The organism is Sphingomonas sp. Ant H11, from assembly GCF_000797515.1.
GTDB lineage: Bacteria > Pseudomonadota > Alphaproteobacteria > Sphingomonadales > Sphingomonadaceae > Sphingomonas.
The window spans coordinates 40,017-58,845 of sequence record NZ_JSBN01000001.1; the positions used below are offsets into that span (position 1 = coordinate 40,017).

At 64.0% G+C, this 18,829-nt stretch carries 12 protein-coding genes and 2 pseudogenes; 1 reads left to right on the forward strand and 13 read right to left on the reverse strand.

The annotated features are described in order from the left end of the window. Positions 1–10: 10 nt before the first annotated feature. The 13 genes and pseudogenes from argE to NW75_RS00240 all read right to left on the reverse strand — a co-directional run bounded on the left by argE (position 11) and on the right by NW75_RS00240 (position 17,549). A complete protein-coding gene (gene argE / locus NW75_RS00185; protein ID WP_231564795.1) occupies positions 11–1,351 on the reverse strand; it encodes an acetylornithine deacetylase in 1,341 nt (446 codons plus the stop codon). Between the two features lie 37 nt (positions 1,352–1,388). Then, positions 1,389–1,730: a TolC family protein gene (locus NW75_RS25535; RefSeq protein WP_033962953.1), complete on the reverse strand. Its 342-nt coding sequence runs from the start codon at positions 1,728–1,730 to the stop codon at positions 1,389–1,391. Next, positions 1,612–2,865, reverse strand: coding sequence for an efflux transporter outer membrane subunit (locus NW75_RS22570; protein WP_231564797.1), 1,254 nt, complete (start codon positions 2,863–2,865; stop codon positions 1,612–1,614). Before NW75_RS22570 ends, NW75_RS25535 begins: the two co-directional genes overlap by 119 nt. Next, positions 2,862–4,463 (reverse strand): DHA2 family efflux MFS transporter permease subunit, encoded by a 1,602-nt coding sequence (locus tag NW75_RS00200; protein WP_033962957.1) that lies wholly within the window; start codon positions 4,461–4,463, stop codon positions 2,862–2,864. Before NW75_RS00200 ends, NW75_RS22570 begins: the two co-directional genes overlap by 4 nt. A gap of 1 nt (position 4,464) precedes the next feature. Then, positions 4,465–4,617 (reverse strand): hypothetical protein, encoded by a 153-nt coding sequence (locus tag NW75_RS27990; protein ID WP_443024424.1) that lies wholly within the window; start codon positions 4,615–4,617, stop codon positions 4,465–4,467. Between the two features lie 110 nt (positions 4,618–4,727). Further along, a pseudogene (locus tag NW75_RS00205) lies at positions 4,728–5,573 on the reverse strand (HlyD family secretion protein); the annotation flags it as partial. Further along, on the reverse strand, positions 5,570–6,205 hold the full coding sequence (locus tag NW75_RS00210; RefSeq protein WP_033962958.1) for a CerR family C-terminal domain-containing protein: 636 nt from the start codon (positions 6,203–6,205) through the stop codon (positions 5,570–5,572). The pseudogene NW75_RS00205 and the gene NW75_RS00210, both read right to left, overlap by 4 nt. A gap of 90 nt (positions 6,206–6,295) precedes the next feature. Beyond that, positions 6,296–7,789: pseudogene (locus NW75_RS00215) on the reverse strand (flavin-containing monooxygenase). Positions 7,790–7,852: 63 nt separating this feature from the next. Then, positions 7,853–12,082 carry a translocation/assembly module TamB domain-containing protein gene (locus tag NW75_RS00220; protein ID WP_033962960.1) on the reverse strand — a complete coding sequence of 1,410 codons (4,230 nt, stop codon included), beginning with the start codon at positions 12,080–12,082 and terminating at the stop codon, positions 7,853–7,855. Then, entirely contained in the window at positions 12,082–14,052 is a 1,971-nt protein-coding gene (locus NW75_RS00225; RefSeq protein WP_231564800.1) for an autotransporter assembly complex protein TamA, read from the reverse strand. Before NW75_RS00225 ends, NW75_RS00220 begins: the two co-directional genes overlap by 1 nt. A 180-nt stretch (positions 14,053–14,232) precedes the next feature. Further along, positions 14,233–16,344: a malate synthase G gene (locus NW75_RS00230; RefSeq protein WP_231564802.1), complete on the reverse strand. Its 2,112-nt coding sequence runs from the start codon at positions 16,342–16,344 to the stop codon at positions 14,233–14,235. Positions 16,345–16,431: 87 nt separating this feature from the next. After that, a complete protein-coding gene (locus tag NW75_RS00235) occupies positions 16,432–16,884 on the reverse strand; it encodes a MarR family winged helix-turn-helix transcriptional regulator (protein ID WP_033962964.1) in 453 nt (150 codons plus the stop codon). Next, on the reverse strand, positions 16,881–17,549 hold the full coding sequence (locus tag NW75_RS00240) for a YoaK family protein (protein ID WP_033962989.1): 669 nt from the start codon (positions 17,547–17,549) through the stop codon (positions 16,881–16,883). Before NW75_RS00240 ends, NW75_RS00235 begins: the two co-directional genes overlap by 4 nt. A 106-nt stretch (positions 17,550–17,655) precedes the next feature. On the opposite strand from NW75_RS00240, the gene hppD reads away from it, so the two are divergent. Beyond that, on the forward strand, positions 17,656–18,735 hold the full coding sequence (gene hppD / locus NW75_RS00245) for a 4-hydroxyphenylpyruvate dioxygenase (protein WP_033962966.1): 1,080 nt from the start codon (positions 17,656–17,658) through the stop codon (positions 18,733–18,735). Positions 18,736–18,829: the final 94 nt, after the last annotated feature.

Sequence of the window (18,829 nt, forward strand, 5' to 3'; positions counted from 1 at the left end):
GTAGGTTAACTCAGTATCGGGTCGATATTTTTGCAAAGATTGCCTGAAACGCCATCGCAATGTGCGCTGGCCGCGATGTCCGCAATGTGTCCCGATTCGGGAATGCGGGTGCGCGGTGCGAACCGTTCGAGACAAACCGCAAAAATAAATGACAACGCTGGAACATCGTTGCAGGTTGGTCGCTACGACATCGCCTCAACCAGCCGTGCATGAACGCCGCACCCCGTTCAAATTGCGCCACCTCCAGATATTCGTCCGGCTGGTGCGCTTGCTCGATTGAGCCCGGGCCACAAATCACCGTAGAAAATCCCGCACCTTGAAATTGGCCGGCTTCGGCCGCGTACGGTACAGCTCGCGCCGGCCCATTGTCGCCAGCCAGGCGTCGCGCGAGCGTTTCTGCGGCCCCTTCCGCCTCGGGCGCGAAGGAGGGCGTTGCGGACCGCCGCACGACCGACACACCCGCATCCGCGAAGCGCGCGCGCAACGCACCGTCCTCCCGTGCGCATGCCTCCAGAAAAGGTGCCATGATCGTGTCCGGATCCTGCCCCGGCGGTGTGCGCAGATCGAACACAAAGCTGCATTCGCGGGCGAGGATATTCACCGCCGTCCCGCCCTGCATCAGCCCAATCGTCAAGGTCGCGTGCGGCGGGTGATAAAGCGGTGCCGGGTCGCCATGTCGTTCGAGCGACTCTGCCAGGTCCCGCAGTTGCGCCATGAGCCCCACCGCAACCATGTTGGCCGACACGCCAAGGTGCGTCAGGCTGGAATGCGCTTCATGCCCCTTCACCGTAACTCGCCAGGTCGAAATACCTTTGTGACCGCTGACCACCTCCATATTGGTCGGCTCGCCCACAATCACGGCAAGCGGTGCGGGCAACTCGGAGACGAGTTCGCGAATCATCGACGGGGCACCCAGGCACCCCACTTCTTCGTCGTAAGAGAAGGCCAGATGCAACGGCCGCGCTACATTTCCGTTGGCGAAGCGTGGCACCACCGCCAGCGCAAGCGCAAGGAAAGCCTTCATGTCGCACGTCCCGCGACCGTAAAGCCGCTCACCGCGCTGGGTCAGTATGAACGGATCGCTGGTCCATGCCTGTCCGTCGACAGGGACGACGTCGGTATGGCCGGAGAGCACCACGCCACCCGCCACCGCCGGGCCAATCGTCGCATAGAGATTGGCCTTGGTCTGGTCGGCATTCGACACGCGTCGGCTGGGCACGCCGTGACGGCGAAGGACATTCTCAACATACCCGATCAGCGCAAGATTCGAATCACGCGAGGTCGTGTCGAAACCGATCAGCGCTTCCAGATGCCGCAAACCGGCGCTTTTCAGGTCATCGCTCGTGGTCATATCACGCACCTTAGGCGCGCCCGTACGTGCTTGCCAATCACCCGGCTGCGGCATCCTCCCATCCGCCGCCAATCGCCTTGAACAGCGCCGCACTGTCCTGCCGCAGTTGCGCATCGCTGGCGACCAGTTGCTCGCGCGCGCTGAGCACCGCGACCTGCGCATCGATCAAGCTGTTCTGCGCGACGAAGCCGGTGCGGTACTGCGCCTCGACCGCCCGCGCTGTCGCTTGTGCGTCCGTGACCGCACGCCGCAACGCGGCGTTACGACGACGCTCGGCGTCGATGCGGGCGAGCGGATCCTCGACATCGCGCAACGCGCCAAGCACGGTCGTGCGATAGCGCAGATACGCCTGTTCCCGGTCTTCCTTGCGCAGGCCCACTGTTGCCTTGCGCCGCCCCCAATCCAGCAAGGGAAAGGTTATCCCCCCTACCCCCCGTCGCCTGGATGCTATCGCCCGACACGAGCGATCCGAGCGAGGTCGAGATCAGTTGCGCCATCCCGGTCAGCTTGAATTTCGGGTAGAGGTCCGCCACCGCCACGCCAATGTCTGCGGTTGATGCCGCCAATTGGCGCTCGGCCGCCCGAATGTCGGGGCGGCGGCGCAACAGATCCGACGGCAACCCAGCCGGAACGACCGGAGCCGTCGGCAACGCGGGAAGCGGCCCGGTCAACTCCGCCGTGAGGCTTCCCGGCTCGGTGCCAAGCAGGATGCCGAGTGCATGAATCCGGACCCGGACATCCGCTCGTAGCGGCTCCAACCGGGCCTCGATGCTGGAGATCGATTGCTGCTGCCGTTTCACGTCGATCTGTGGGCTCAACCCGACTCTGGCAACGTTGTTCGCTATCTCCAGCGCACGCCGCTGCTGCCCGAGTTCGTCCTCGACCACGGCAATCTGTGCCTGATCAAGCCGTAGCGCGAAATACGCCTGGGCGACCTCGGCTCCCAAGGTGACGGCGGCATCGCGCTGCGACCAGATCGCCGCGTCGGTCCGTGCCAGGGCCCCCTCGACGCCGCGTCGCCCGCCGCCGAACAAATCGATCTCCCAACTCGCATCGAAGCCGGCGGCATAGGTGGTGATCCCGCTACCGGGCAGCGCAATGCCGCCACTCGAACTGCCGCTGTTGCTGCCACCGCCGGAAAAGAGGCTGGCGAGGGACGAGAATCCGGCATTCTTGCTGAATTCGACATGCGTCACATTGCCCGTGGCATCGACGGTGGGCTTGCCCACGGCATGCGCCGCGATCTCATCCAGGCGCGCCTGCCGCACGCGCGACGCCGCGATCGCGATCGTCGGACTGTCCTTCAGCGCGCGCTCGACCAGCGTCGTCAGCGTCGAATCGCCAAAAGCGGTCCACCAATGGGCTGGGTCGATTGCGGCACCCGGCACACCGGTCTGCGGCTCGGCAAAGGCGGCTGGGACCGCCATTGCCGGCGCATGATAATTGGGGCCGACGGTGCAACCGCCAAGCAAGGTTGCGCCGAGCAGCGCCGCCGTAACGAGAGAGCGGGTCAATGCGCCATGCCTCCACCACCGCCACCGGATTTGCCGGAGCGCATCAAGAAAACGACGGGCGCGACGCACAGCACCACGACCATCAACGAATGAAACACATCGAGAAAGGCAAGCATCGCCGCCTGCCGCTGTACCTGGCTGTAGAGCACGGCGAGCGGCGTAATGGTGTCCCCCGGCCCGCCAAACGCGCTCCCGGCCTTGGCCAGCCAGTCATTATAATTCGGGTTCAGCGGATTAAGGCCGTTAACCAGATCCGACTGATGCCGCTGCAGGCCCGATGCCAGCATCGTCTGCGACGCCGAAATGCCGATCGATCCGCCAAGATTGCGTGCCACGTTGAGCATGCTCGACGCTTGCGCGGTCTTGTTCTGCGGCAAGCCGACATAGGCCACTGCGCTGATCGGCACGAACAGGAAGGGCAGCCCCATTGCCTGATACAGGCGTGCCACCCCGGCATCGAGGAAGGTGATGTCGGCGTTGAGATGCGTCATGTTCCACAAGGCGAAGGCCTGAACGAGCAATGCCGGAAACAGCAACAGCCGGACATCGACCACCCCCGACAGCCGCCCGGCAAACGGCACCGCGACCAGCGTCGCCACCCCGCCGAAGGTCAGCGCCAACCCGGCCTGGAACGAGGTATAGCCAAGCACCTGCTGCAACATTTGCGGGATCAACTGGGTGGTGCCGAACAGGATCATCCCGGTCACGCCCATGACCAGCAACGTCAACGAGAAATTCCGGCTTTTGAGGAGCTTGAGGTCGAGCACAGGCTCGGAATGATGCGTTTCCCAAAAGCCGAGCGCGATCAGGGATACCGCCGAAATCGTCGTGGTCGCGATGATCAGGGTGCTTGCGAACCAGTCCTCCCGCTCGCCGCGATCGAGCGTGAGTTCGAAGAACCCCAGGCCGAGTGCGATGAGGATGATGCCGATATAGTCGACCCTGATACCGCGCTGAAGCAATTTCGCGCGATCATCCTTGATCGCCTTCGGTTCGTCGACAAACACGTTGACGAGAAACAGCGACACGATGCCGATCGGCACGTTGATGAGAAACACCCAATGCCAGCTGGAATTTTCGGTAATATAGCCGCCCAGCGTCGGCCCGAGTACCGGCCCGACCACGACGACGATCGCAAACGCCGCAAAGGCCATTCCGCGCAATCGCGGCGGGAAGGTATCGGCAAGCATCGATTGCTCGACCGGGGCCAGTCCGCCACCGCCAATCCCCTGCAAGACGCGCGCTATGACGAGCGTCGAGAGATTGGGGGCGAGGCCACACATCAGCGAGGACAGCGTGAACAGCGCGATCGAGATCATGAAATAGCGCTTCCGCCCGATCACGTCGGACAGCCAGCCGCTGATCGGGATGATGATCGCGTTGGCGACCAGATAACTGGTCAGCACCCAAGTGGCCTGATCGTTCGAGACCGAAAGGCCGCCCGCGATATGATCGAGCGCGACGTTCGCGATCGACGTGTCGAGCACCTCCATGAACGTCGGGATCGAGATGATCGCGACGATCAGCCATGGGCTGAAACTGCCCGCCGCCGATCGGGTCGGATCCCATCCATCCGCCCGCGGTGCGGCGCTCGCCATCTTAGCGCACCTTGACCGTGGGGATCACCGACATGCCCGGACCCAGCGGATATTTGCGCGGATCGGGTGCGTTCTTGGTATCAAACTCGATCCGTACCGGTACCCGCTGAACCACTTTGACGTAGTTTCCGGTCGCATTCTGCGGCGGCAGCAACGCAAACGCCTGGCCCGCGCCGCGCTGGATCGAATCGACATGGCCCTTGAACTTGACGTTGGGATAGCGTCGACCTTGATATCGACGGGGTCGCCCGCAGTCATGTCGCGGAGCTGGGTTTCCTTGAAGTTCGCGGTGATCCAGATGTGATCGGGCACGATCGCCATCAATTGCGTTCCCGGCCCGACATAAGAGCCGATATTGACCTGACGGTTGACCACTTGCCCGGCTACCGGCGCGACCAGCCGGTTGTCGCCCAGCGTAACATTGGCCTGCCGTACCGATGCCTGCCGCGCCTCGATCACCGCACGGGCGGCGGCGACCTGACGGCGCGCCACCGCGATATTGGCGCTGGCGCTATCGATCTGCTGGCGCGCCGCAGCCGCTTCCGCTGCAGTGGAGCGCGCGGTCGCCCGCGCCGCATCGAGCTGCTGCCCGGCGACCGCCGCCGGATCAATCCGGCGCAGCGCTTCATAGCGCGCGAGATCCTGCTCCGCCTTGGCGGCGCTGGCGAGCGGGGCTCGTGCCTGCGCGACGGCCTGGTCATGCGTTGCCTGGCTTGCCACGACTTGCGCGCGCGCCTGCTCGAACTGGGCTTCCGCCTGCTTTGCGTTGGCCTCGGCTTCGGCAACCTGCGCCTCTGGCCCGGACGGCTCGATCACCGCCAGCAACTGGCCGGGTTGGACGTGACGGTTATCGATATCGGCAACCGCCTTTAGCGTGCCCGCGACCTTCGGCGCGATCCGCACGATATGAGCGTCGACAAAGGCATCGTCGGTCGATTCATACTGCCGCGCGTCCAGATAATAGAGCACCGCTGCGACCACGATCACCCCGACCACCGGAATGACGATGACCCAGAACAGCGGCTTGCGAAAAATCGACGGCTTCGCAGGTGCTGCGGCCGCCGAGTTATCCTGATCGGCCTTGGCGTCGGGTTGGGGCGTATCGCTCATGAAAGCTCCTGTCGTTCGGCGATCAGCCGGTCGAGAATGGCATCGGTATTGGCTGCGATCCGCGCGCCGAGCGCGGCAATCGCGGAGGCGTCCAGATCGGCGCGCTGCATCAGCTTAAGGACTGTCGCACGGGAGGCACGCAGCGTGACCACCTGCCCAATCACGGTGATCACAGCCACGCGCGCGGTGTCGCCCTCGTCCCGCCCGGTTGCGATCTGAACGAGATTGACGAGCGTTTGGAGCATCGTCCCCATCATCCCGCCGTAGATGCGCTCGAACGCCGCGGTCGGCTCCATCTGCTCGCGAATGATGAACAGCGAGTAAGACGTGTTTTTCTGGCCCGTCATCTTGTCGATCAAGCTCGCAATGATCGCGTGGATCAGCGCACGGGCGGCCGCTGGCGTAATCGCTTCGGGCACCCCGCCGCCCGCCAGATGCGATAGGGTATCGCCCATTTGCGCAGCGATATGGTCGGCGGCAGCCAGATACAGCCCTTCCTTGCCGCCAAAGTGATAGGTGATCGATGACATGGCCGTGCCGGCGGCGGCGGCGATGCTGCGCGTGCTCGCGCCTTCCAACCCCTTGGTGGCGAACTCCGCGATCGCGATTTCAAGAAGGCGCTGTTGAACCACAGTTTGTCGATAGTTCGTTCGAACGAACAAGGCAATCGGCAAATTGTGCAGCGCCGCAAAAACGCCTCTGCGCGCCTCAGGTTGCGCAGCTCAGGCGGTTATTCGGCTCTGCGCCGCACGGGTGGCCTCAGGAGTCGCAGGATTGGAAAACTCCATCCCGTCATCGACCGATCCATAGCGCAGCGCCAGCAGGTCTCGCGCGTAGTTTTGATGAACCCGCCAAGGTGTCTTGCTGCCCTGTTTCGGGAACTTTTCCATCGCACGGGTCACATAGCCCGAGCTGAAGTCCAGGAACGGCGCTGGCGTCAACGCAGCGTCGCCAACGCGCGGGGTTGCCTGTCGCAACCCGCGCTTCTTCATCGTGTTGAGCAGCCGACAGACATAGGCGCACGTCAGATCCGCCTTCAGCGTCCAGGATGCGTTGGTATAGCCGAACGAGGTCGCCATGTTGGGCACGTCGGAAAACATCATGCCTTTGTAATTGAAGGTTTTCGAAAGATCGACCGGGGCACCGTCGACGCTGAACGTTACGTCGCTCAACAATTGCAGCTCCAGCCCGGTCGCCGTCACCACCACGTCGGCGGGCAGTTCCGCGCCCGATTGCAGGGCGATCCCGTCATGGGTGAAATGCGCGATCGTGTCGGTGACCACCGAAGCCTTGCCACTCTTGATCACCGCGAACAGATCGGCGTCCGGCACCAGACACAGCCGCTGGTCCCACGGATTGTAGCGCGGCGTGAAATGCGTCGCGACGTCGTAATCGGCACCAAGCTCGCCCCGCACCATTTCGATCAAACGCTCCTTGGTCTTTTCCGGGCGTTTGCGGGCGAGGTTGAAGAAGAACATCTGGAACAGCACATTGCGCCAGCGCACGAGACTGTACGCCAGTTTTGCGGGCAATTTGGCGCGCAGCCAATTGGCCGTCGCGTCTTCGGCCGGTCGCGACACGACATAGGTCGGCGAGCGTTGCAGCATCGTGACGTGCGCGGCACTCTCCGCCATGGCGGGCACCAGCGTCACCGCGGTTGCCCCGCTGCCGATCACCACCACCTTCTTGCCACTATAATCGAGGTCGGCGGGCCAGAATTGCGGATGGACGATCCGCCCGCCGAAATCCTCCATGCCCGGCCACTCGGGCGAATGGCCGCGCGCGTAATTGTAATAGCCGCTGCACATAAAGAGGAAATTGCAGGTGAAAGCGACCGGCCCATCCGGCCCGTCCGCCTCGACGGTCCAGCGCGCGTCTGCCGTCGACCAGGCGGCGCGTTTTTACGTGATGACCAAAGCGAATGTGACGATCGATACCATAGTCGCGCGCGGTATCGCTGACATACTTCAAAATCGAGGGACCATCGGCGATCGCCTTCGCCTCGGTCCACGGCTTGAACGCATAGCCCAGCGTGAACATGTCCGAATCCGAACGGATGCCGGGATAGCGAAACAGGTCCCATGTCCCGCCCAATGCCGCTCGCCCTTCGAGAATCACATAGCTTCGGTCGGGGCATTGCGTTTGCAAATGATAGCCCGCGCGATCCCGGAAATTCCCGCACCGACAACGACGACGTCGAAATGTTCCATGCTCATAATCGCTCTCCGTAGGATACCCGATATTCGATTTTCGGGCGGACGGAAAGAGATGCGTTGCGATTAGAAATCTTTCTTGTAGCGCACCGTGATGTTCGACCCGCCAAACGAGCCAGCTTGCGACAGCACGCTGAGCGCCTTGGTCAGCGACACTTCCAACTGCGTGGCGGTGAAGCCGCGTGCATCGGTAATCACCTCCACATAGATGTTGTTGGTGATGTATTTGCCCGCCGCCAGCGACGTGCTGCGCCCGGTGGCGCTGTCCGCCCCGAGAATGCGCAAGCGGTCGATCCCCGCCACCGAGCGCAGCTTGCCAAGCGGATTGAGCCCGCCGCCCGACCCGCGCAACGAATTGAGCGCAGCGGCAAGCTGGATCGCCTGGATCGCCGATAGATTGGTGACCGAACTGCCGAACAGCAACCGGCTGAGCACCTCATCCTGTGGCAAAGCGGGGGTGGAGTTGAACGCGATTTGCGGCTTCTGGCCCGTGCCCGAGACATCGATCACCACGGTGATGCCGTTGGTGGTGGTCGTGGCACTCAGCGCAATTTGCGGATCGATCAAAGCGCCGCCGTCGAAGCGGACATCGCCCTTGGTGACGTCGAAGCGCTTGCCGGCGAAGGAATAAGTGCCGCGAACGATTTCGAGATTGCCGGTTACGCGCGGGGCCAGCGAGGTGCCGACGACGCGCAAATCCGCTTGCCATTCGGATTCGAGCCCCATGCCAGAGACGAACAACTGGTTGTCGGCGCGCACACGCAGATCGAGCTTGAACAGCCCGACCGGTTCGGCGGGCGCGGTTGCCTGGGCATTGGCCTTGGTGAGGTCGCTCTTGCGGCGGACGCCGGTCAATTCCGCGACGTCGGCCTGCCCCTGACGGATGATCTCGTAGCGTGCATTCGGGATGCGCAAATCGCCCTTGATCAGCCCGCCATTCGCCTTGCTATTGGTGATCGCGATGGTGCCGGTCGCGGTCGCGCCGAGCGCATCGCTGCTGGCGAGCCGCGCGTTGTTGAGCGTCGCGCGCACGTCGATCGGGAAGCCCGCTGCCGCCGAAAATCCGACCGATCCCTGCCCCTGCACGGTCCCCTCGCCCGCCCGCGCCGACAATTGGGTGATCTCCAGCCGATCATTGGTGAAGCGACCCGCGAGCTTCATCTGCGTGAGCCGCGTGCCATAGACTTCGTTGTCATAGGTCAGCGAATCCGCGCGGAGCAGACCGGTCAGTTGTGGTGCATCCACCCTGCCCGCAAAATCGGCCGCGACCGCAATTGGCCCCGACAGTTGCTGGCGCGACAGGCCGGCAAAGGAGAAGAGCACGCCCGAGGGGCCATTGTAGCGGATTCCACCCGACAAGGGGGCCGCCATCAGCCGCTGCGTCCAGTCACTACCGCCACCGAGCGATCCGAGCGTAACCACCAAGCGCCCGATCGTGGTGCCGCCCCGCTGCACGAGCGCACGAATATCGCCGCCATTGCCGTTCAGGCCGATTTGCGTGATCAGATCGACGGGTTCGGATACGCTCGCCAGGCTCGACCGGGTAAACCGCGCGACGCGGAATTGCCCGGCGATGGTCGGCACTGCGGCCCCGCGCGGCTGGGTATAATCGAGCGAGCCCGTTGCGGAACCGCCGAAACCGAGATCCGGCACGATAGCATTGGCGACCGACAGGTCCAGCGCATCGAGCCGCAGTTTGGCAACCAGCCCCGCGCCATAATCGGCAGCAATGCGCGCGCTGCCCTTGTCGAAATCGATCCGCGTCGGCTGGAGATGATAGGTCCCGCGCTCGATCGCGATCCGCGCGGGCGTGCCGGTCTTGAAACCGATGCCGTTGGCCTGGCCCTGCGCCGCGACCAGCCACAAGGTTGGGCTCAGCCGCGCATTGGCCGCAATATGGAACGGCACGCCGTTCGAGCCCGAAGCCACCGCCTGAGCGGTCCCGTTGCCATTGACGTAATGGATCTTCGCGCGCGCGCTCGACAGCACCGCCGCGCCGTAGCGCAAATCGGCGACTTGCGCGTCGGCGATAATCTGCGGCGCATTCGGATAGAGGATCGCCTGTGCGTTGACGATCGCGCGCCCGATGGTGAAATCGACCGCGCCCGGAACCTTGGCATTGCTCGCCCGCGCGGCGACATCGACGCGCTGCACCTTGCCCTGCGCGCCAAGCAGCGCGGCACCGCTAATCCCAGATCCGGCGAACTGAACGCGCCCGGCAAACGGCCCGGCGGGGAGTTGCTGCAGCTTGCCCGTGACATCGACCCCGGCAAAACGTGCCTTGCGGATGTCGATTGCCAATTGCGTGCCGGGCGTGACGTTTAGGTCGGCGGTGAACGGGCCATATTGCGTCCCGCCCTTGGCGAGCACGGCATAAGACGATCCCGTCCCGCGTACCGTCGCTTCCAGATCGACCAGTCCCACCCCAACGCCGGGGCGCGGCGCGCGCAGCAGCACGACCGGCTTGGTCGCGGTGCCCGTGACGCGGGCGAAGAGCGGGCCATATTGGGCCGAATACGCATCCGCTTCGACCAGCAACGGGCCCTTTGGATCATAGCGCCCCTGCCCACGCGTCACGCGGAACTGCGGCGCGGCCAAATGCAGGTTGCGAAAAGTGACGATGCCGTTCGGGTCGTAGCCGACGTCCGCCGTCACCACCGCATTTCCACCGAGGAAACTGCGCGCGCCTTCGTTGAAGATTTGCGATGTCCTGGCGGCGACGTGGCCGGTGATCCCAAACCCGCCGCTCGCTACCGTTACCAATTTGGCGTCGGTGCGCAGCGACACGATGCCGACGCCATCGATCCGGTAATTATTGACCCGCCCGTTAAGAGCACCGCGATACAGTCCGGTCTTGAGATTGGCGACGACCAAAGCTGTCGCGTCGATCTTGTTCGAGCGAATCCGCAAATTGTCGGACAGCAGCGTGTTGCCGGTGATCGCGATATCGCCATTGATCGCGACATTGTCGAGCAAGCCACCCGCCGCCGCATTGAGCCCGGTGACGCGCGCGGCGCGGGCGGAGAGCGGGACGATGATATGGTCGGCGTTCACCCGCGCCAGCCCCGACGCGTAGAGCCGCTCGACCTGCGTCTCGCCAAAGCCCAGTACACCCGCCGTCACGACATAATTGACCGTCGGCGTGGCGAATTTGCCGTCGAGCACCACGCGCGCCGCGACATCGCGCCCGCGCAAATTGGGGGCAATCGCGCCCGGCGTCAGCAACTTCGCATCGACCGCGAATTGGCCGAAACGACTCTCGGCAAGGTCGAGCAAGCCCTTGGCATTCAGCGCCAGCGCATCGGAGCGCAGCGCCCCCGACAGCGTCAGCCGTCGCTGGTCGAGCGTGGCGCTAAGCGAGACCTGCACGCGCGGCGCGGTCAGCCGGGCCAGCGGGTTGATCGCGCTCGCCTCGGTCTTGGGTGCGCCGCCGGGATACAGGCCCGGATTGGCGAAGCCGCGCACGGTGAAGGTGCCGCTGTTCGCGGTCAGCGCCAGATCGGTGAACGACGCGCCGCCCAGCGTGCCGGTCGCCTTGCCCTGCCATGCCTTCCAGCTACCCTTGCCGCCAATGCTGAAATCGAGCGGTGCCTTCAGCCCGCTCATGCTGGCGACCACCCCCGTTGCCGGGGCAACCAGATGCGCATCGAGGTCGAGCCGGTTTGCATCGGGCACGGCGTCGAGCTTGAAGTTCAGCCGATCGCCGCCCGCAATACCGCGCCCGGCCAGCGCGACGACGCTGGCGCTCACTTGCGCACGCCGCTCGGCAATGTGGGTTGCGCCGTCGATCTTCAGGATATGCACCGCCCCCGTCACCGGTTGCGCGAGCACCATCCGCGCGACGGTCAAGCGCCCGATATCGATGTCCAGATCGGGCAGGATTGGCGCATTGGGGTCGCTCGGCACCGCCTTGAAGGCCGGGGAGCGTTGCATCGTCACCAGCGCCGCCTGCGCCGAGCGCACGTCGATATGGTTGCCGAGATAGGCGAACGGTCGCCAATCGACCGCGATGCGCGGCGCGGTCAGGAACACGCCCTTGGGGTCGCTCACCCGTACATCGGTCAACACCATTGCGCCGTACAGCGAGCCCTCGATCCGCCCGACCTTGATGTTGAGGCCAGAGGCCGTGGTGTAGCCGCCCAGCGAATTGGCGATGATCCTGCGCCCAGGTGCGGTGTTGAGCCCAAGCACCAGCACCCCGGCCAGCACGACCAACCCCAGCAGCGCAAGCCCAACCCATTTAAGGGCTCGCTGCCACAAGGGAGGACGGGCGATGACGACTGTCTCTTCGGTCATCAGAAAGCCTGCCCGATGGAAATGTAGAGCGCGATCTTGCCATCGCCCTTGCGCGGGTTGAGCGGCGTCGCGACGTCAAAGCGCAGCGGCCCGAAATTGGTGTAGAAGCGCCCGCCAATCCCGGCCCCGAAGCGCAAGTCGGTCGCCTTGGGCAACACGCTCTCATAGGCATTGCCGCCATCGAGGAAGGGCACGATGCCGAAATTGCCGAAGCGATAGCGTGCCTCCAGCGCGAATTCGTTGATCGATCGACCGCCGACCGGATCGCCATTGGGATCGAGCGGCCCGAGCCGTTGATAGCCATAGCCGCGCACCGATCCCCCGCCGCCGCCATAATAGCGCCGCGACGGGGCAAGATCGTCCCGATCCGTCCCGACGATCGACCCGGCGCGGACGCGCCCCGCCAGCACGATGCTGTCGCCGATCGGATAATAGCCGCTCGCTTCTACAAGCGTCCGCGCATACGGCCGGACCGCACCCCGCACCGAAGTTTCCGGACTGAGGCTGAGCTTCAGGCGATACCCCTTGGTCGGGTTGAGCAAGCTGTCCGAACGGTCGAATTCCACCTGCCCCGGAAGCGCCGCGATAAAATAGGTCGCCCGCCGCCGCGCACCGCGCCCGAAATCATAGACGCTTTCGTTGGTGCCAGTCAGTTCGAACCCATAGGCATAAGTGAATTTCTTCTGCCAGATCGGCGTGGAATCATACGAGATCCGGCCCGACAGCGTCGTCGTAAAGGCGTCGAAGGCATCGTAATTGGAATGGTCTGCGCCAGCCGTGATCGTCAAGGTCCGGTCGCGCCGTCCGGCGTTTGAGCGGCGGAAGGTGGCGGTGGCCCCTTGCTCCTGCGTGCCCGCCACCGCCGTCACGATCAGCGCGCCTTCGGGTGGGAACAGGTTGCGATGCGTGAACGATCCTTCCAGCCGGATGCCCTGCCCTGTGCTATAACCGCCGCTGACCGCCACCGAGCGCGGCGGTCCCCGTTCCTGCTGCACCAGCAGGTTGACTGCCTCGGTGCCATCGGGGTTGATATTGCCGGTGCGGACCGGCTCCACCGAAACGGTCGAGAACAAACCTGTCGCCACCAGCGCCGCGCGCAAATCGTCGACCTTGCGATTGTCGTACAACTCGCCGGGCTTGAAGCGAGTCAGCACGCCGACATGCGCCGCGCCGAACGCCAGCCGCCCCTCGGTAGTGAAGGTGCCGAACGAGGATCGCGGACCGACATCGACCGGCAAGGTGTAGTCACCGGTTCCAGCAACGTCATCGAGCAGGATGTCGCGCTGCCCGACCTTGGCAAAGGGATAACCACGCTGCGGCAGGACCAGCGCGACATTGGCTTCCGCGCCCTGCACCCGCTCGGCCTCGATTGCTTCACCGCTGTGCAGCGGGAGCAAACTCTCAACCAATCCGGGCGGAACCGTGGGTGCCGCCTGCACAGCGATCGAGCCAAACTTATATTGCTTGCCCGGTGTTGCCGAAACGATTGCGCGGACCCGTGCGGTGTCTCCGGGAATTTGCTCGATCGTCGAAATCGCGGTGCCGTCATAATATCCGAGCGACTTCATCAAGCGGACCGCGAGATCTTCGTCCTCGCGCCCGCGCGCCGAGACGACGGTGGCATTGGCCGCCTTGCCATCGCCGCCTTTGAGCGCCGACAGGCTGTTGAACTTACCCGCGAGCCCCAACGTATCCAGCCCACGCACGACGGTGTCGTAGCGGATGTCGGGAGCCTTCGTGTCCTTGACGGTCACGTCGACGAGCGGCGTCGAATCGAACACCTGCAACGCCGGCAGCGGCTGCGTCAATTCTGGCGGCACCGTTTCCGCGGGCACCATCGGCGCAGTCGGCGGGACGATCGGGGCAAGCGGCTCCAACGGCGCATTGATATCGCTCGACAGCGGCGGCAGCGCCTTGTCGAACGTGTCGTCAGCGACGATCGGTGGCTCGGTCGACGGGGGCGTGCCCATCTTCGGGGTCGGAACAGGGATTGCGGGCTGCGCCTGCTGCACGCCGCCAGCGGCTACAGCAATCAGTCCCGTTGAAAATAACAGCAAACCCAAAACCCGCGCTTCCCCGCTTCATGTCAGAGGGTCTCGCGAATCCAGCCCCCGCTTTCCCGTCTAACGCGCCAAGCGGAATAGGTTTCCCTAAACCGCCTTCGCCCGCAACCGATAGGCGTGGAGCAACGGCTCGGTATACCCGTTGGGCTGGGAAATCCCTTCGAACACCAACGCACGCGCCGCCTGCCAGGCGAGGCTTTCAGGGTGTCCGCTCATCGGCCGGTACAGTGGATCATCGGCATTTTGCGCATCGACCTTCGCCGCCATGCGCGCAAAGGCGGCATCGACGTCTTCGGTCGTCGCAACGCCGTGCAAAAGCCAGTTGGCGATATGTTGTGAGGAAATCCGCAGCGTCGCGCGATCCTCCATCAGGCCGATATCGTGGATGTCGGGCACCTTCGAACACCCCACCCCCTGATCGATCCAGCGCACGACATAGCCGAGAATGCCCTGCGCATTATTGTCCAGCTCGGCACGGACTTCCTCGGGCGTCCAGTTACGACCGACCGCGACCGGTACGGTCAGCAGCGGCGTCAGCCCCGGCACCGCTTCCCTGGCGATCTCGCGCTGCCGCGCAAACACATCGACCTTGTGATAGTGCATCGCGTGCAGTGTGGCCGCCGTCGGCGACGGCACCCAGGCGGTGTTCGCCCCCGCCATGGGATGGCCGATCTTCTGTACCATCATGTCGGCCATGCGATCGGGTGCGGCCCACATGCCCTTGCCGATCTGCGCCTTGCCGCTCAACCCCGCCGCCAGCCCGATGCGGACGTTGCGATCCTCATAGGCCTTGATCCAGTCGCTGGATTTCATCTCGGCCTTGGGGATCATTGGCCCTGCGCGCATCGCGGTGTGCATTTCGTCGCCGGTGCGATCGAGGAAGCCGGTGTTGATGAAGACGATCCGGTCCTTCACCGCTGCGATACAGGCGGCGAGATTGGCGGAGGTGCGGCGCTCCTCGTCCATCACGCCGACCTTGATCGTGTGCCGCGTCAGACCCAGCAAATCCTCGACCGCATCGAACAAGGCGTTGGTGAAGCCGCATTCGGTTGGCCCGTGCATCTTGGGCTTGACGATATAGACCGATCCCGCGCGGCTGTTGCGGAAGGTGCCCAGCCCACGCAGATCGTACAGCGCGATCGTGCTGGTGACGATCGCGTCGAGGATCCCCTCGGGCGCATCGCCGCCATCGGCGAGCCGGATCGCCGGGGTTGTCATCAAATGCCCGACATTGCGCACGAACAACAGGCTGCGCCCGGGGAGCACCAGCCCGTCATCATAGACGCGATCGGGGTTGAGCCGACGCGTGACGGTCTTGCCGCCCTTTTCGAACGCCTCCGCCAGATCACCCTTCATCAGCCCAAGCCAATTGGCATAGGCCGCAACCTTGTCCTCGGCATCAACCGCCGCGACCGAATCCTCCAGATCGCAAATCGTGGTCAGCGCGGATTCAAGGATGACATCGGCGATCCCGGCCCGGTCCTCGCGCCCGATCGGATGATCACGATCGACCACCACTTCGATATGCAGCCCGTGGTGACGCAGCAGGAGTGATCGATTGGAACGCCCAACGATCTCACCGCCACCATCGCGCCCGAGAACAGTTAGATTTGCAGCAAGATCGGCGACGGAGTCGCCCTTGAGGTCATCCCATTTGCCTTGGATCAGCGGCACCGCCTCGTCGAGAAACGTCTTGGCCGCCGCGACGACTTGCCGTCCGCGCACGGGATCATAACCGCCCGGCACCGCCATCCCCGGCAACGCATCTGTGCCATAGAAGGCGTCATACAGGCTGCCCCAGCGCGCATTGGCGGCGTTGAGCAGGAAGCGCGCATTCAGGATCGGCACGACCAGTTGCGGCCCGGCCATCGTCGCCACCTCGGCGTCGACATTTTCGGTGCCGATCGTGAACGGCGCAGGTTCGGGAACGAGATAGCCGATCTCGCGCAGGAACGCCTCGTCCACCGGCTCGCCCGCCTGATAGCGCGCGTCGATCTGCGCCTGCAGTGCATCGCGCACGCCAAGCAGCGCCCGGTTTTGCGGGGCAAACGCATCGTAAATCGCCGCCACGCCCTGCCACCAGCCACCAGGCTCGATTCCGAGCCCGGGAAGTACGCGCTCCTCGATGAAACCAGCCAGTGGTGCTGCGACCGAGAGTCCGGCGCGGTCGAGCATGACGGGGACAGGCGTAGCGGTCATGGGAACATCCTCCTGAAAAGCAGCACGGCCTGGGGAGGGCTATGCGGCGCTTAGGCCACCAGCCCCCCGCCCTTCAACCCCCATCGTTCAACCGCGATCCGCATCGAAGGGAGCCGCCGACGCCTCGATCCGGTCAAGCATCTCGCGAAAACTGGCGATTTCTTTCGCGGAAAAGCCTTCAAAGACTTGCGCTTCCAACTCGAGCGCCTTGGGCGCGACATCCTCGTACAGCGCCCGCCCGGTGCTGGTCAGCATCAGCAGATGCGAGCGCTGGTCGCCCGGATTGGGCTTCCGCGCGACCAGTCCGCGCTCGACCAGCGCGGTCGCGGCGCGGCTGACCGTCACCTTGTCCATGCGCGTCGCCACCCCCAGCGCTTGTTGGGTAATGCCGTCATGCTCGGCGATGATCGCAATCAGCCGCCACTCCGGAATCTTGAGACCAAACAACGCCTGATATGCACTCGCAATTGCCGCCGATACGCGGTTGGAGGCGATCGACAACCGATAGGGCAGGAATTGGTCGAGCTTCAGGCCGGTCACGCCGCGTCCTCGGCGATCGGCACCCCGAACAGCACCTCGCCGTGGAAAAGCGTAAAAACCGCCAGCACGACCAGGACCGCCGATGCGATCCACAATCCACCAAAGCCAAGCAGCGGGAAGGTTGCTGCCCCCGTGATCGCGCCCCCGACCAACCCGATCCACAAATAGAAATGCGGCAGCCACGCCCAGCGCGGGCCGCCAAGCACCGCCGCCGCCAGCCTTTGCCCCAGTTTGACCAGCGTTCCCGTCATATAGGTCAAGCCGAGCCGCACCTCGCCATCCTCTTCAAACACGGTATTCTCCGCGCCCATCGCCAGCGCCATGAGGCCGGCCGCGCTCCAGACCGCACCGAATTGCCCTGCCGTTCCGGCAAGCGCGAGCAAGAGCGCCATCCAAGCCAAAATCAGCGGGTGACGATACCGCCCCGCCATGCGACCGATCATCGACCCGATCACCACACCGCCGACAAAGGTCGCGATCAATTGCAGTGCAAACAGCGCCGCCGCGTGATGCTGCGCAACGCCGACCGCAAGCCGGGTCGAATTGCCGCTCATGAACGACACGAAAAAGCCGCCAGTCGCGATAAACCCGATCGCATCGACAAAGCCCGCCAGGGCGGACAGGCAGACGGCAAAGCTGCGTTGGCGGGCATCGTAACGGATCACCGGCTTTGTGTATCGGGCCAACGCGGCCCCGTCATCCCCCGCTGGACGTTCGTCGCGATCACAGGTATAGTTTCATTTGTTACCAGTTTCGCCGGAGCACAGACCGATGACGACCCATGCGACCAAGCCTGAAAACCCGATGGGCCTTAACGGCTTCGAATTCGTCGAATTCACCTCGCCCGATCCGGAGGCGCTGGCCGACTTGTTCGTGAAGATGGGCTTTACCCATGTCGGTACGCACAAATCGAAGAATGTCCGGCGCTATGCGCAGGGCGACATCAACTTTCTGCTGAATATGGAGGATGCGGGCCAGGTCGCGGGTTTCCGCAACGCGCACGGCCCCTCGGCCAATGCGATGGCCTTCCGCGTTGCCGACGCCGACGCCGCCTTGAAGCTGGCGCTGGAGCGCGGTGCGACGGCGGTGTCCGGCGCGCATGGCCCCGGCGAGCTCGATATTCCCGCGATTGAGGGGATTGGCGGAGCGAACCTCTATCTGGTCGACAAGCATGGCGGCGAGACGATCTACGACACCGATTTCCTGCCCACCGGCGCGACCGCCGAAGACCATAGCGTTGGCCTGCACACGCTCGACCATCTGACGCACAATCTGCAACGTGGGCGGATGGCCTATTGGGCGGAGTATTACGAGCGCATCTTCAACTTCCGCCAGATCCGCTATTTCGACATTGAGGGGCAGTCGACCGGCCTGTTCTCCAAGGCGATGACCGCGCCCGACGACAAGATCCGCATTCCCTTGAACGAGAGCCAGGACGAGCATTCGCAGATCGAGGAGTTCATCAAGGACTATAAGGGCGAAGGCATCCAGCACCTTGCACTGTCAACCGACGACATCTTCGCCACGGTCGATGCGCTGCGCGCCAATGGCATCCGCTTCCAGACGACGCCGCAGACCTATTTCGACCTGATCGACAAGCGCTTGCCCGGCCACGGCCATGACGTCGCCGAAATGCGCAAGCGCGACATCCTGATCGACGGCGCGCCCGAAACGGGTGGCGGGCTGCTGCTGCAGATCTTCACCGAGAATATGGTCGGCCCGATCTTCTTCGAGATCATCCAGCGCAAGGGCAATGACGGCTTTGGCGAGGGCAATTTCAAAGCGCTGTTCGAGAGCATCGAACTCGACCAGATCCGCCGCGGCGTGGTGCCGGGCAAGGTCGAGGCCTGAAACCTTCTCCCTCGCCCCTGGATAGGGGAGAGGGATACCGCAGCTTGGTCCCGCTTCTTCAGCGGGGCCTAGCGGAGGTTGGGAGAGGGGTCGA

Bases quoted from the DNA above. Each gene is read 5' to 3' on its own strand.
- argE (WP_231564795.1), bottom strand. From the start codon at position 1,351: ATGACCACGAGCGATGACCTGAAAAGCGCCGGTTTGCGGCATCTGGAA.
- NW75_RS00200 (WP_033962957.1), bottom strand. From the start codon at position 4,463: ATGGCGAGCGCCGCACCGCGGGCGGATGGATGGGATCCGACCCGATCG.
- NW75_RS00220 (WP_033962960.1), bottom strand. From the start codon at position 12,082: ATGACCGAAGAGACAGTCGTCATCGCCCGTCCTCCCTTGTGGCAGCGA.
- NW75_RS00225 (WP_231564800.1), bottom strand. From the start codon at position 14,052: ATGGGCACGCCCCCGTCGACCGAGCCACCGATCGTCGCTGACGACACG.
- NW75_RS00230 (WP_231564802.1), bottom strand. From the start codon at position 16,344: ATGACCGCTACGCCTGTCCCCGTCATGCTCGACCGCGCCGGACTCTCG.
- hppD (WP_033962966.1), top strand. From the start codon at position 17,656: ATGACGACCCATGCGACCAAGCCTGAAAACCCGATGGGCCTTAACGGC.